General features: G+C 32.0%; 14 protein-coding genes. 9 read left to right on the top strand and 5 right to left on the bottom strand.

The features are described 5' to 3' along the window. The first annotated feature begins 84 nt into the window (after positions 1-84). Positions 85-615, top strand: coding sequence for an outer membrane beta-barrel protein (locus B8T70_RS01115; protein ID WP_086893618.1), 531 nt, complete (start codon positions 85-87; stop codon positions 613-615). Between the two features lie 74 nt (positions 616-689). On the opposite strand, the gene obgE is transcribed toward B8T70_RS01115, so the two are convergent. From obgE to hpt, 4 genes are all read right to left on the bottom strand, one after another. Continuing rightward, positions 690-1691 carry a GTPase ObgE gene (gene obgE, locus B8T70_RS01110; protein WP_039111756.1) on the bottom strand — a complete coding sequence of 334 codons (1002 nt, stop codon included), beginning with the start codon at positions 1689-1691 and terminating at the stop codon, positions 690-692. A gap of 78 nt (positions 1692-1769) precedes the next feature. Beyond that, on the bottom strand, positions 1770-3044 hold the full coding sequence (locus tag B8T70_RS01105; RefSeq protein ID WP_082001760.1) for a hemolysin family protein: 1275 nt from the start codon (positions 3042-3044) through the stop codon (positions 1770-1772). A 99-nt stretch (positions 3045-3143) separates the two neighbouring features. Beyond that, positions 3144-3716, bottom strand: a complete 573-nt coding sequence (locus tag B8T70_RS01100) for an adenylate kinase (RefSeq protein ID WP_086893617.1) — start codon at positions 3714-3716, stop codon at positions 3144-3146. 91 nt (positions 3717-3807) lie between these two features. After that, entirely contained in the window at positions 3808-4338 is a 531-nt protein-coding gene (gene hpt / locus B8T70_RS01095) for a hypoxanthine phosphoribosyltransferase (RefSeq protein ID WP_039111759.1), read from the bottom strand. A 175-nt stretch (positions 4339-4513) separates the two neighbouring features. Here hpt and B8T70_RS01090 point away from each other — a divergent pair, with 175 nt between their 5' ends. From B8T70_RS01090 to purE, 4 genes are all read left to right on the top strand, one after another. Continuing rightward, the gene (locus tag B8T70_RS01090; RefSeq protein WP_086893616.1) at positions 4514-5788 is read left to right on the top strand and encodes a sorbosone dehydrogenase family protein; all 1275 of its coding nucleotides are present in this window, start codon (positions 4514-4516) and stop codon (positions 5786-5788) included. A gap of 79 nt (positions 5789-5867) precedes the next feature. Beyond that, positions 5868-6413, top strand: a complete 546-nt coding sequence (locus tag B8T70_RS01085; RefSeq protein ID WP_086893615.1) for a hypothetical protein — start codon at positions 5868-5870, stop codon at positions 6411-6413. A gap of 54 nt (positions 6414-6467) precedes the next feature. Continuing rightward, complete coding sequence (locus tag B8T70_RS01080) at positions 6468-7613, top strand: 5-(carboxyamino)imidazole ribonucleotide synthase (protein WP_086893614.1); 1146 nt, start codon at positions 6468-6470, stop codon at positions 7611-7613. An 88-nt stretch (positions 7614-7701) separates the two neighbouring features. Further along, positions 7702-8184: a 5-(carboxyamino)imidazole ribonucleotide mutase gene (gene purE / locus B8T70_RS01075; protein WP_086893613.1), complete on the top strand. Its 483-nt coding sequence runs from the start codon at positions 7702-7704 to the stop codon at positions 8182-8184. Between the two features lie 65 nt (positions 8185-8249). Here purE and B8T70_RS01070 read toward each other — a convergent pair whose 3' ends face one another. Beyond that, entirely contained in the window at positions 8250-8918 is a 669-nt protein-coding gene (locus tag B8T70_RS01070) for a hypothetical protein (protein WP_086893612.1), read from the bottom strand. Between the two features lie 225 nt (positions 8919-9143). Between B8T70_RS01070 and B8T70_RS01065 the strand changes: the two genes are divergently transcribed. The 4 genes from B8T70_RS01065 (at position 9144) to B8T70_RS01050 (ending at position 14125) form a co-directional block, all read left to right on the top strand. Continuing rightward, positions 9144-11171, top strand: coding sequence for a M3 family metallopeptidase (locus B8T70_RS01065; protein ID WP_086893611.1), 2028 nt, complete (start codon positions 9144-9146; stop codon positions 11169-11171). 48 nt (positions 11172-11219) lie between these two features. Continuing rightward, a complete protein-coding gene (locus tag B8T70_RS01060; RefSeq protein ID WP_086893610.1) occupies positions 11220-11786 on the top strand; it encodes a hypothetical protein in 567 nt (188 codons plus the stop codon). Between the two features lie 128 nt (positions 11787-11914). After that, positions 11915-12574 (top strand): vancomycin high temperature exclusion protein, encoded by a 660-nt coding sequence (locus B8T70_RS01055; protein WP_086893609.1) that lies wholly within the window; start codon positions 11915-11917, stop codon positions 12572-12574. A 141-nt stretch (positions 12575-12715) separates the two neighbouring features. Continuing rightward, complete coding sequence (locus B8T70_RS01050; protein WP_086893608.1) at positions 12716-14125, top strand: hypothetical protein; 1410 nt, start codon at positions 12716-12718, stop codon at positions 14123-14125. Positions 14126-14132: the final 7 nt, after the last annotated feature.

Raw genomic sequence — 14132 nt, 5'->3', positions numbered from 1 at the left:
AATAATTTATTAAAAATAAATTACTCATAATCAATTTCTTATAAAAAAATATATACTTTTGCATAAATTAAATTTATATTAGAGATGAAAAAATTACTATTATGTATTGCTTTAGTTGTTTCTGCAATGGCTACAGCACAAAAAGGTTCAATCCTTGTAGGAGGAAATGTTGGATATTCTTCTGATAAAGTTGGAGAAGCTAAAAAAGAATCTTTTGAATTCTCTCCAAGATTCGGTTATCAGTTTTCTGAAAACTGGACTGCAGGAGTAGATGCTACTATTGGAAGTATTCATAATGACCTTGCTGACAATTCTGACAATCAAAAAATTGGAGCATTTGTTCGTTACTCTAGACCATTAAACGAAACGTTTGCAATTTTTGCTGACATAGGATCTGGTTACCAACAAAACTCTATAAATGATGCAAAAGGAATGTACGCTTACATTACTCCAGCTTTATTCATAAACATGAAAAGAGGTTTTGGTTTAAATTTCTCTATAGGAGGACTTAACTATGACAACATTGATGGAAAAAATGACCCAAGACAAGAACGTATTGGATTAAATTTTGGAAAAACAATGAACATTGGTATTTCTAAAAACTTCAGTTTGTAAAAACACCTTGCCCCATAAAATAAAAAACCACCAATTGGTGGTTTTTTTATTTTATGATATTTCCGTTACAGATATTAATCATTCAACATTTTCCACAATTTATCTTTCAATTCTGATAGTCCCTGCTGCGCAACAGAAGATATAAACATATATGGTATATCTTTAAAAGCAACATCAAGCTCAACCTTTAGCTCAGCTTTAAGCTCATCATCCAGCATATCGCATTTAGAAATTACCAACAAACGCTCTTTATCTAGCATTTCAGGATTATACTTTGTTAATTCATTAACCAAAATATCGTACTCTGCTTTAATGTCTGGTGTATCTACAGGAACAAGAAACAATAAAGTCGAATTACGTTCTATATGACGCAGGAAATAATGACCTAAACCTTTTCCTTCTGCAGCACCCTCTATAATTCCAGGAATATCAGCAATTACAAAAGATTGAAAATCTCTATAAGCTACAATTCCTAAATTTGGTTTTAATGTAGTAAACGGATAATCTGCAATTTTAGGTTTTGCAGATGTTAATACCGATAATAAAGTAGATTTTCCAGCATTAGGAAAACCAACTAATCCTACATCGGCAAGAACTTTAAGCTCCAGGATTACATCCATTTCTACACCTGGTAAACCTGGTTGTGCATATCTAGGCGTTTGGTTTGTTGAACTTCTAAAATGCCAGTTCCCTAAACCACCCTTTCCTCCTCTTGAAAGGATTTGTTTTTCTCCGTGTTCCGTAATTTCAAACAAGGTTTCGCCTGTTTCTTTATCTTTTACAACCGTTCCTAACGGCACTTCAATAAATTTATCATCACCATCTGCTCCAGTACTTCTGTCACCTCCACCGTCTCCACCGTGTCCAGCTTTAATATGACGAGCAAACTTTAAATGAAACAAAGTCCAAAGTCCTTTATTCCCAACTAAAAAAACATGACCTCCACGACCACCATCTCCACCATCTGGACCACCTTTTTCAATAAACTTCTCTCTATGTAAATGCGTAGAACCTTTTCCTCCTTTACCGGAAGAAACAAATATTTTAACGTAATCTACAAAATTTCCCTCTGTCATATTTCTTAGTATTCAGTCGCAGTTACAGTTTTCATCGCAAACTACGACTGAAAACTGTAACTGAAAACTATTTTAATGTTAACCTTTTAATGCTTTTATTAATACTTTATCAATCTTTACGCCATCCATATCGATGACTTCCAACTCAAACTTTTGCCAAATTAATTTCTCTCCTTCTTTAGGGATACGAGATAATTCAGTCATTATTAAACCACTTACTGTTGTAACTTCATAATCATTAATTAATTCATCTAACTCAAAATAAGTTAGGAAATCATGCAATGAATAATGTCCATCGACCAACCAAGTTCCATCTTCTCTTTCTATTAACTGAAATTCGTCTTTATAAAAATCGGCAGCGTCTCCTACAAGAGCTTCCAGAATATCATTTAATGTTATAATCCCTTGAAAAATTCCATATTCATCAGAAACGAAAGCATAATGTATTCCCGTTTTCTTAAAATTCTCTAATGCTTTATAAGCCGTAGTTTGCTCCATTATAAAAGGAGCTTCGGTCATTATAGAAGCTAAACTGAAATCTTCTTTTTCAATATTGGCAAAAATTGTTTTCAAGTTAACAACTCCCGAAATATCATCATAGTTCTCTGTATAAACAGGATAAATGGAGTGTAAATCTTCTAGAATTAATTCTTTTACACGCTGTTTATCTGAATTTAATGGTAAAAAAACCACTGATTTTCTATGCGTCATTAACGAGTTAACTTTTCTATCACCGATATGAAAAACACGTTCCACAATATCTTGTTCTATCTCCTGTACTTCACCACCCTCTGTACCTTCTTTAATAATAGCTTTTATTTCTTCTTCGGTAACTTTACCATCGGCAGTAGGTTTTATTTGCAAAACATTCAATAAAAAATCTGTCGAGTTGGTCAACAACCAAATAAACGGAGCCGTAATAATCGAAATAATCTTCATTGGCAAAGCCACCGCTTTAGCAATAGCTTCAGGATGATTCAATCCAATTCTTTTAGGCAACAACTCACCCAAAACAAGAGAAAAGAAAGTTAAAACCACGACTACAATCCCTACAGCAACAGAATGCGCATAAGGTTGAAAAACTTCAAATTTGCTAACAAAAGCCTCAACATCCATCGTGATTTTATCACCACTATAAATACCTGTCAAAATTCCTATTAAGGTAATTCCGATTTGTACAGTAGATAAAAACTTATTTGGGGAATTAGCTAAATCAAGAGCAATTTTGGCACTTTTATTTCCTTTTTTGGCAGCTGTCTCTAATCTATTCTTCCTTGCCGAAATCAATGCGATCTCCGACATTGAGAAAACCCCATTTAAAATTATTAGAAAAAATATTATTAGTATCTCCATTTTTATATTTAAACATTTAAAGTTTAAAGCCTAAAATTTGCCCAAATAAATATTACTTAGGCAAATTTCAAACCTTAAACTTTAAACTATTTTCTTTTATTACAAATTATCAATTACACTTGTCAAACGCTCAGTTATTTCTTCAATAGACCCGATACCGTTTACAGCGTGGAATTTATTTTGTTCTTTATAATACCCTATTAATGGAGCAGTTTTTTCATTATATTCCTGATATCTTACACGAATTTTTTCTTCATCCTGATCATCAGCTCTACCACTAGTTTTTCCTCTTTCTAATAAACGCGCTACCAGAATTTCATCATCAGCTTCTAAAGCGATTGTTGCAGTTACACTAGATCCAATTGTTGGCAAAAATTTATCCAAAGCTCTTGCTTGATCTAATGTTCTTGGATAACCGTCAAACAAAAATCCTTCAGTACCTGGATGTTTATTCACTTCATCTATTAACATTGCAGTAGTAACTTCGCAAGGAACTAATTCACCATTGTCCATAAAAACTCTTGCTTTCTTACCTAAATCTGTATCATTTTTTAAATTAAAGCGAAAAATATCTCCAGTTGAAAGATGCGTTAATTTATATTTTTCTTTTAAAAATTCTGCCTGAGTACCTTTTCCTGCTCCAGGTTTTCCAAATAAAACAATATTAATCATAGTTTGTGTGTTGTGTCGTACTTCCTTTTTTATTTTTAAAGAAGTTTAAAGTGAATAGTTAATTTATAATTCTTTGGTTTTTGGTTCTAGTTTATTCCGCTAATTTATATACCTCTCCCAAATTTCTTCCCAAACCATCGTAGTCTAAACCGTAACCAACAATAAATTTGTTTGGAATTCGAATTCCGATATAATCAATCTTAATATCTTTTTTATAGGCTTCTGGCTTAAAGAACAAAGTAGCAATTTTTAAATGCTTCACATTTTGTTTTTTAAACATCTCTTTAAGTTCAACTAAGGTATTCCCAGTATCAACAATATCCTCAATGATAATTACTGTTCTCCCTGTTAAATCTTGATTTAAACCTATTAATTGCTTTACATCATGAGTAGTTTCTGTTCCTTCATAAGAAGCCATTTTTATAAAAGTAACCTCGCAGTGTTTTTTATATTTTTTCAAAAAATCGGCAACAACCATAAAAGAGCCATTTAGCACACCAATAAAAATTGGAATTTCATCTCCAAAATCATCTTGTACCTGAGCTACCATTTTAGTAATTGCAAAATCAATTTCTTTAGCCGAAATAAACGGAACAAATTGTTTATCGTGAAGTTGTATCATTATTTTTTACATTTAAAATAATGCGCAAAGATACAGAATTACAACCAAAATGTAAGTAACAAATATACAGTGTATACATTTTTTTTCTGAATGTTAAATATTTACAAATCATTCTTTAAAAACACGCATTAATTCGGTAAATTGTTACCTCATAACATCTTAACCATAAACTATAATGAAAACTACCTCCCAAATACTCTCGATATCATTATTAATGTTAGTGACAGCTTGTATTGGACAAGCAAAACAAGAAGAAAAAAAAGCGACAACAAATCAATCTGGAAACATTGTAAAAACGGCAGTTGGAGAAATCACATTACCTCTTCCCTACGCCACCGAATCTAAAACAAATAGTAGTAAAGTTATCAAATGGCCCGAAGGAAAAACTCCAATAGCGCCTCAGGGTTTTACGGTAACAAAATTTGCTGACGGTTTCGATAATCCCCGTTGGACCTATATTGCGCCTAACAATGATATTTTTGTAGTAGAAAGCGGAACGAGAACTAGCAAAAATCAAATTACAATTTTTAGAGATTCTGATAAAGACAGAAAATTTGAAACCCGCGAAGTTTTTCTTAAAAATCTCAACAAACCATTTGGGATGTTAGTTCTTAAAGATTTTTTTTATGTAGCCAATACAGATGGATTGTATCGTTATCCTTATAAAAATAATCCTTTAAAATTAGAATCCCAAGGAGAAAAAATCCTTGAACTCCCTGCTGGCGGTTACAACAATCACTGGACAAGAAATTTAATTGCAAATGCCGATGGAACAAAAATCTACATTTCTGTAGGTTCAGGAAGCAACAATGGAGAAAACGGAATGGATAAAGAAATACGCCGAGCAAATATTCTAGAAATTAATCCTGATGGAACTGGCGAAAAAATTTATGCAGCCGGACTAAGAAATCCAGTAGGAATGGATTGGAATCCCGTGAATAATGAACTTTGGACTGCTGTTAATGAACGTGATGATTTAGGCGACGATTTAGTTCCTGACTATATTACAAGCGTCAAACTAAATGGATTTTATGGCTGGCCTTATTCTTATTATGGCAACATTCTTGATCCTAGAATGAAAGGTGCAGGTAAAGATTTAGCAGCAAAAGCAATTGTACCTGATGTTTCTGTTGGTGCACACACCGCTTCTTTGGGATTGGCATTTTACAATAAAGATAGTTTTCCTGCAAAATACAAAAACGGAATTTTCGTAGGTCAACATGGCTCTTGGAACCGAGCAAAAATAGCAGGTTACAAAGTTGTTTTTGTTCCTTTTGTTAACGGAAAGCCTTCTGGAAAACCTGAAGATTTTTTAACTGGTTTTGTAGCTAACGAAGACAAAGCAGAAGTTTACGGACGTCCCGTGGCAGTTACTGTCATGAAAGACGGATCACTTCTTGTAAATGATGATAGCGGAAATACGATATGGAAAGTAACTGCAAATAAATAAGATTTCATAATAGACAGTGTTGCTTAAAAATTAAATTACCTATTTTTAGATGCTCAATTCCAAATAAAAAATAAAATCAATGTCCTCTGAATTACAAAAAAATCTTGATTACGTAAATGCTTACAGAGAAAACAGACTTAAAGGGGCGCAAACTATTTTGGAAAATCCTGATTATTTCCCCGAATTAATTTCGATTTGCTTCGATATTCATGACAAAAATACGCACAAAGCCTGCTGGATTTTAGAATTTGTATCTTATGAAAAGCTCGAATGGCTACAACCTCATCTTGATTTTTTTTGTTCGAATCTGAAAAAATTAAAAGATGAAAGTTCCATACGTCCAATTGCCAAAATCTGTCAACTTTTGATTATTTCTCATTATAAAAAAACAGATATTACACTTTCTGAAACTCAACTTCAGGATATTATCGAAACAAATTTTGATTGGTTAATTACCGATACCAAAGTAGCAGCAAAAGCCTACTCTATGCGAACTTTACACATATTAGGAAAGTATTACGACTGGATTCATCCCGAATTGCAAATTATCTTAACTAAGGATTATGCAAATCATACCGCTGCATATAAAGCAGTTGCAAGAGAGGTTCTTAAGAAAATAAAATAGCATTTTCCTATTCAATCATTATAAAGTATCTTTGCGCATCACAAACACACAACAATGAATTATTTTTCTTCTGATTTTAAATTAGGAATCTTAGGCGGTGGACAATTAGGCAAAATGCTACTTTTTGACACTCGCAAATTTGACATACAAACCTATGTTTTAGACCCAAGCGATGAAGCTCCTAGCAAAATTGCCTGTAATAAATTCTTTCAAGGGGATTTAATGGATTTTGAAACTGTTTACAATTTTGGAAAACAAGTAGATGTCTTGACTTTCGAAATCGAACTTGTAAACCTCGAAGCGCTAGAAAAACTAGAAAATGAAGGCGTAAAAGTATACCCTTCGCCAAAAACCTTAAAAGGAATTCAGAATAAAGGAATCCAAAAAGATTTTTACATTAAAAACAATATTCCTACTGCTCCATTTGAAAGATTTGAAAATCTGGAAAGTTTAAAAGCTAAAATTCAAGATTTAAAATTGCCTTTTGTATGGAAATGTACTGAGTTTGGATATGATGGAAATGGTGTAAAAGTTATTCGTCAAACATCAGATTTAGATAATCTACCAAATGTAGAATGTATTGCCGAGACTATGGTTCCGTTCAAGAATGAACTTGCTGTTATCGTTTGTCGCAATCCATCGGGAGAAATAAAAACATATCCTGTTGTTGAAATGGAATTTCATCCAGAAGCAAATCAGGTTGAATATGTAATTTGCCCTGCACGAATAGACGAAAAAGTAGCTCAGAAAGCAAGAGCTATTGCACTTAATGTTTCAGAGAAATTTAACCACGTTGGACTTTTGGCTGTTGAGATGTTCCAAACTCAAGACGATGAAATCTTAGTAAACGAAGTTGCTCCTCGCCCACATAATTCTGGGCATTATTCTATCGAAGCAAGTTATACATCACAATTTGAAAACCACTTACGTGCGATATTGAATCTTCCGTTAGGAAATACTGATAGTAAAGTAGCAGGAGTTATGGTAAACTTAGTTGGAGCCGAAGGATTTTCTGGTGATGTAGTTTATCAAAACATCGAAACCATTTTAGGATGGAATGGTGTTACACCACATATATATGGTAAAAAACAAACTCGTCCTTTCAGAAAAATGGGACATGTTACCATTGTAAATGGAGATATGAACGAAGCAAGACGAATTGCTGAAGATGTTAAGAATACTATTAAAGTAATTTCATAAATTAAAAAATTTAAAGATTGAAGAATTTAAAAATTATCACACTCCTCTTTAAATTCTTCAATCATTTAATCTTTAAATAAAAAATAAAATGAGCAAAGTAGCCATTATAATGGGAAGCATCTCAGACATGCCAGTTATGCAAGATGCAATCGACATATTAAAACAATTTAATATAGAAGTTGAAGTAGATATCGTTTCGGCACACAGAACGCCAGAAAAACTATTCGATTTCAGTAAAAATGCACATAATCGCGGCATTTCGGTAATTATTGCCGGAGCTGGAGGAGCTGCTCATTTACCTGGAATGGTTGCTTCGATGTCGCCACTTCCTGTAATTGGAGTTCCTGTAAAATCAAGTAATTCTATCGATGGTTGGGATTCTGTATTATCGATTCTACAAATGCCAGGCGGAGTTCCTGTTGCAACTGTAGCTTTAAACGGAGCTAAAAATGCAGGAATTCTTGCAGCACAAATCATAGGAAGCCATGATAAAGTAGTTTTAGACAAAATCATAGCATATAAAGAAAGCTTGAAAGAAGCTGTTTACAAATCTTCAGAAGGCTTGAAATAGTTTTCAGTTTTCAGTCGCAGTTTTCAGTATAAACCGCGACTGAAAACTGCGACTGAAAACTAAAATTACGCTTCCTCTTCAATATCCTCCAGAACAGCTTCAAATTCATATTCAGTTATATCTTCTTTATTTATCCAGTTTTCTGAAGTAACGAGATTATAATTTATATCATCTTTTGTTGTCAATTCCCAAACAATAGCTGCTGCTTCTGGAAATGGAATATTTTGAGACATTTGATCTTCAAACAATCTCTTAATAAGATTTCTATCAGACAAGCCATTATTCAATAATTTCAGCACATTTTCGGCTGTCAACTTTTGTGCTTCACCATCAGTTGGTGTCATAGAGAAATGAACAACAGAAGCTTTTGCATTTGGAAATTTTCCGTTGTATGCTTTAAAAAGCAGCTGATTGATGTGAAACAAAGTTCCTTGCATGTCTATTTCTGGATATTCTTCACAAACCTTGTCAATTAACATATTGTGCGATATCTGTTCGATTTGCCCTTCGCTTAATCGATCACTAAATTTATATCCCAAAACTATTTCGGCTGCTTCGTTAGGCTCGTAATCGGAGATAGCCATTTCTAATAATTCTGGCAAACTACTTTTCTCTGCCGCTGCACCATCTGGATAGTTGAATTTTTCTAATAACTGAATAAAATCTTCATCAGTCCAATATCCCTCTACTTCATTAACCGTATCTATTCTCTTTATTGCAATTTGATAATTCATCGTATTTCTATGTTTACAATTTCTAATTAGTATTTTATAATTCTAATCGTATTTTTTCAATTTACGCTTTTAAAAACGTGCACAGAAATAAATAACATATCTATAACACAATTTAAGAGGATTTTATGCCGAGAATCGATTCTGTTTAGATGATTAGATTTTTATAAATTGCTATCTTTGAGATTCAAAAATATCGACTTCAATTAATAAAATAATTATATCATAATGAGCGTTTTACTTTCAACATTTATTACCAAACACAATACTGCCCCTTTTTCGCAAATTAAAATCGAAGACTATGTTCCTGCTTTCCAGGAAGGGATTTCTTTGGCGAAAGCCGAAATTGATGCAATTGTAAATAATACTGAAGCACCAACATTCGAGAATACTATCGTAGCAATGGATTATACAGGAGATATTCTGGATCGTGTTTCGAGTATCTTTTTCAACTTAAATTCTGCTGAGACAAGTGACGAAATGCAAAAAATCGCTCAGGATGTTTCTCCGTTATTATCTGAATTTGGAAATGATGTTCGCTTAAATGCTGCTTTATTTACAAAAGTAAAAGCCGTTTACGATCAGAAAGAAAGTTTGAATCTTAATCCGGAACAAACGACTCTTTTGGACAAACAATACAAAAGCTTTTCAAGAAACGGAGCTAATTTGCCTGAAGAAAAGAAAAACCAATTACGCGAAATCGACAAAGAGTTATCTAAGTTAAGTTTGCAGTTTGGCGAAAATGTTTTAGCTGAAACGAATGCTTTCGAATTACATCTTACCGATTACAACCATTTAGCAGGATTACCAGAAGGAACTATCGAAGCAGCTCGTTCATTGGCCAAAAGCCAAGAAAAAGAAGGTTGGATTTTTACATTAGATCATCCGAGTTATATTCCGTTTATGACGTATGCTGATAACCGTGAATTGCGCAAGAAGCTTGCGATCGCTTTTGGAGCAAGATCTTTCCAAAATAACGAATTCGACAATCAGGAAATTGTACTTAAAATCGTAAAACTACGTTTTGAAAGAGCCAATTTATTAGGATATAAAACCCACGCTCATTTTGTTCTGGAGGAACGTATGGCCGAAAACCCTGAGAAAGTTTTTTCTTTCTCAAATGATTTATTGGCTAAAGCCAAACCTGCAGCCAAAAAAGAGTTTGATCAACTTACTGCTTTTGCAAAAGAGTTGGACGGAATCGAGCAATTAGAAAAATGGGATAGTGCTTATTATTCAGAGAAATTAAAACAACAGCTTTTTAATCTGGATGATGAGAAACTAAAACCCTATTTCCAGTTAGAAAAAGTACTAAATGGTGCTTTTACAATTGCAGGAAAACTATACGGACTTACTTTTACCGAAGTATTTGATATCGATAAATACCACGAAGAAGTAATGACTTATGAAGTTACGAATGATAAAAACGAATTGGTTTCTGTTTTCTACGCTGACTTTTTTCCAAGAAAAGGAAAACGAAATGGTGCCTGGATGACTTCGTTTAAATCGCAATACAGAAAAGACGGAATAAACGAAAGACCACATATCTCAAACGTATGTAACTTTACAAAACCAACCGAAACGAAACCTTCATTACTTACATTTAATGAAGTAACAACTTTGTTCCATGAATTTGGTCACGGATTACACGGAATGTTAGCCGATACAACTTACCCTAGTTTATCTGGAACATCGGTATATTGGGATTTTGTAGAATTACCAAGTCAGATTATGGAAAACTGGTGTTACGAACCTGAAGCTTTGGCTTTGTTTGCTAATCATTATGAAACTGGCGAAGTAATTCCGATGGAATATGTTACTAAAATTAAAGAAAGTGCAAGTTTTCAGGAAGGTTTAGCAACATTGCGTCAGTTAAGTTTTGGATTATTAGATATGGCTTGGCACGGACAAGATCCAACAAGTATTACTGATTTAAAAGCATTCGAAACAGAACAATTTAAAGACACTCAATTATATCCTGAGGTGAAAGAAAATGCAATGAGTACTGCGTTTTCACATATTTTTCAAGGTGGATATTCTTCTGGATATTACAGTTACAAATGGGCTGAAGTTCTAGATGCCGATGCATTTGAATACTTTCAGGAAAAAGGAATCTTTAATCATGAAGTAGCTACAAAATTTAAAGACAATGTACTTTCTAAAGGAGGAACTGAACATCCGATGATTTTGTACAAACGTTTTAGAGGTCAGGAACCAAAACCAGAAGCTTTATTAAAAAGAGCGGGATTGATATAATTTATGTCGGTGGGATTTTTGAAATAAATAATGGTTAAATCTTAAAGCATGAAAAACTTATTATGGTTCCTATCTATATCTATTATTTTACTTTCAAGTTGTAATAAAAAAAACGAGATTAATAAATCAAGTTCAGAAATACAACAGAAGAAAAATAGCAACAGTAATTTGACAAATAATTTTGATGAAATTTTATACTTTACCGTCTCAGATGAAATTGAAAAAAAGAATGAAAATAATCAGAAATTTCAAGATGTTTACAGCAATTTAGATGATAAAAATATTAACATCAATAAATTTGAAAATCAACTTATAGATTTAGGCTTCACAAGTAAAAATATTCCAAAAAATAAAATTAAAAATATATTAGAAACAGTAACAAATGATATAAATTTAAAATATCATGAAGTAGCATGTGTCCCTTTGTATAATGACATTTTCATTTTCAAAAAAAACAAAAAGCCTGTTGCTGCATTAAAAATATGTTTCCATTGTGGAATGAATGAAGCGATTGGAAAAATAAACAGCAATTTTGATTTTCAAAACTCAAATTCCTACAGCAATTATGCAATTCTATATAAACTTTTATATAATGAAGAATATAATCAACATTAGAATTTTAAACAATAAAAAACCGAAGCATCTGTTTCGGTTTTTTATTGTTTAATTTCGATTAAAATACTAATCTTAATTTTACTTATCTTCAATACTTTAAAAAAAACCTTAATCTTACAAATTAGACCTTGAAAAAACATTTCAAAAAACTCATATATCTTTCAATTATTGGATTAATTATAATTATTTACATCAATGTAAATGTGAAATCAAAAACCAATGATTTAATTTATCATTCCTTAAATGACATTCCAAAAACCGATGTTGGGATTGTTTTTGGTGCTGGAATCAATGGTGACAAACCCAGTACTTATTTAAAAGACAGACTCGATGCTGGTATTTTATTGTACAAATCGAAGAAAATAAATAAAATTTTACTTTCTGGAGATAATGGCAGCGATGAACACGATGAGTTAACTGTAATGAAAAATTACTGTTTTGAAAACGGGGTTGACACTACTAAAATATATGTTGATTATGCCGGTTTTGATACCTATTCGACAATGTTTAGAGCTAAATCTATCTTCAAAATAAAAAGTGCTGTTTTAATTTCTCAAGAATATCACCTAAATAGAGCCATCTATATTAGTGATAAACTCGGAATAAAATCTATTGGATTTTCTGCTAATGCAAGAGAATATCAAAACTACAAATATGTATGTTTTAGAGAATACTTTTCGAGATTAAAATCGGTTCTTGATGTTGCACGAAATCGAGAGCCATATTTTCTAGGAAATGAAATTGATATAAATGGCATTTCCAATTATTCTAAAGAAGACAAAAGATAAGTAAAAAGCCGAAGTAAATACTTCGGCTTTCTTTTTTAAAATCTAATCCTTTTTATAGCGTCTAAAAGTTTTCTTACTAATGCGATATAATTATTTATATTTGTTTATAAATCTTTTTAAACATCATTTAAATATTTATTAATGACCGAAAAATACTCTGCAACACAAAAAAGAGCTTTAAACTCCATTTGGATATTAATTTCACTTATTGCATTCTTTTACTGTAGTAACTACTTTGTTTCGTTTTACGGGCCAGAAACAACCATATATGATACTATCTGGAAAGCTCAGAGTTGGTTCTTACACAGTCTTATTTTTGCTTGGTACTTTTATAAAAATGACCTTATAAAAAAAGGAATTATTATTCAGTTATTATTCATTCCCTATTTTACGTTAAGAAATGATTTGTACCTAACAGCCGATTATTATCTTCCTATCGCCAATAGCGCCTATATTCATTCAGTTGTTCAGTTTTTTACTTTTATCATTCCGATGCTTTACTTTTCGGTTTCGTATTTCAAAAATGAAAAACATGCTACAACTTTTTCAAAATATAAAACATTCCTGATTCAGTTGGTCATAACAATTGTTTTATCTTACATAATAGAGAGCGACGTCGATGAGTTTTATAAATACTTTGCCTCTGTAAGCGATTCTCCATATACTCAGGATATTATTGTTTGTTTTATTTTTCTGTTAATTTCAATAAAAACGGCACTTGTTTTAGCTGGCTTTTTTTACATATCTAACCGAATTTATTCTAGAAAAGAAATAATCAACCCAGTAGATATTCAACCTATTTCTAATTCATTTTTTAAATGGGGATTCATTATTAGTTATACGGTTTTAATAATGTGCATTATCGATTTAGGCAGTAATGCGCTTCGCGTTTCTTTTTATGCATTTGATAAGATTGAATATACTCGCGTTTTATTTTTCTTATCAAGTTTCTTTGTCCTTTTTGTAAGTGGTCGTTTTCTAGGAAACTTGCTTCAATACAGAAATTATTCGCTTAAAAAATATTTTGGTATAATCAATTCACTTTCGTTGGTTCCAATATTAAATCTTATTTCGTTTTTTATTCTATTATTTTCAAAAAAAGGCAACCAATCTATCCCAGAATATATAACTAAACTAAAAACTAAAAGGAATATCCACCTGGCTATTTACTGCGTTCTCGCTGTTGTGTTAATTTGTTATGGGTATTTTTCTACTGAAGCTGAATATAGAGATCCTAATGTTTTTTATAAAATTCCAATGTTAATCATTGCAGTAATTTTATTAACGAGATTCAGGGTTACTACTAAAATTGTTCCTTTTGCCATAGCGATCATAACTTATTACGAGGATATCAAAGAGGTATTTGATTTTACAAAAGGATACCTGTTTTTCATTCAGGATAAAATTTTCTCTTTCCTTTGGCTGGCAATAATTTCAGTGTTTATGGTTTATTACGTTTTTTATTATATAATCCATAAATCATTTTATACCGAATATTTTCAAAACCAAGATGAAATAGAATTTGAAGAAAACATCAAACAATTCCAATAAAAAAAAG

The sequence above is a fragment of the Flavobacterium sp. AJR genome, from assembly GCF_002156885.1.
In the GTDB taxonomy this organism is placed as follows: domain Bacteria; phylum Bacteroidota; class Bacteroidia; order Flavobacteriales; family Flavobacteriaceae; genus Flavobacterium.
The sequence above is the reverse complement of the archived record's forward strand: the minus strand, read 5'-3'. Positions and strand labels throughout refer to the sequence as shown.

Coding starts and splice junctions, on each gene's coding strand:
- B8T70_RS01050 (WP_086893608.1), top strand. CDS start 12,716: ATGACCGAAAAATACTCTGCAACACAAAAAAGAGCTTTAAACTCCATT.
- B8T70_RS01065 (WP_086893611.1), top strand. CDS start 9,144: ATGAGCGTTTTACTTTCAACATTTATTACCAAACACAATACTGCCCCT.
- B8T70_RS01060 (WP_086893610.1), top strand. CDS start 11,220: ATGAAAAACTTATTATGGTTCCTATCTATATCTATTATTTTACTTTCA.
- B8T70_RS01080 (WP_086893614.1), top strand. CDS start 6,468: ATGAATTATTTTTCTTCTGATTTTAAATTAGGAATCTTAGGCGGTGGA.
- B8T70_RS01100 (WP_086893617.1), bottom strand. CDS start 3,716: ATGATTAATATTGTTTTATTTGGAAAACCTGGAGCAGGAAAAGGTACT.
- B8T70_RS01105 (WP_082001760.1), bottom strand. CDS start 3,044: ATGGAGATACTAATAATATTTTTTCTAATAATTTTAAATGGGGTTTTC.
- obgE (WP_039111756.1), bottom strand. CDS start 1,691: ATGACAGAGGGAAATTTTGTAGATTACGTTAAAATATTTGTTTCTTCC.
- hpt (WP_039111759.1), bottom strand. CDS start 4,338: ATGATACAACTTCACGATAAACAATTTGTTCCGTTTATTTCGGCTAAA.
- B8T70_RS01115 (WP_086893618.1), top strand. CDS start 85: ATGAAAAAATTACTATTATGTATTGCTTTAGTTGTTTCTGCAATGGCT.
- B8T70_RS01090 (WP_086893616.1), top strand. CDS start 4,514: ATGAAAACTACCTCCCAAATACTCTCGATATCATTATTAATGTTAGTG.
- purE (WP_086893613.1), top strand. CDS start 7,702: ATGAGCAAAGTAGCCATTATAATGGGAAGCATCTCAGACATGCCAGTT.
- B8T70_RS01085 (WP_086893615.1), top strand. CDS start 5,868: ATGTCCTCTGAATTACAAAAAAATCTTGATTACGTAAATGCTTACAGA.
- B8T70_RS01070 (WP_086893612.1), bottom strand. CDS start 8,918: ATGAATTATCAAATTGCAATAAAGAGAATAGATACGGTTAATGAAGTA.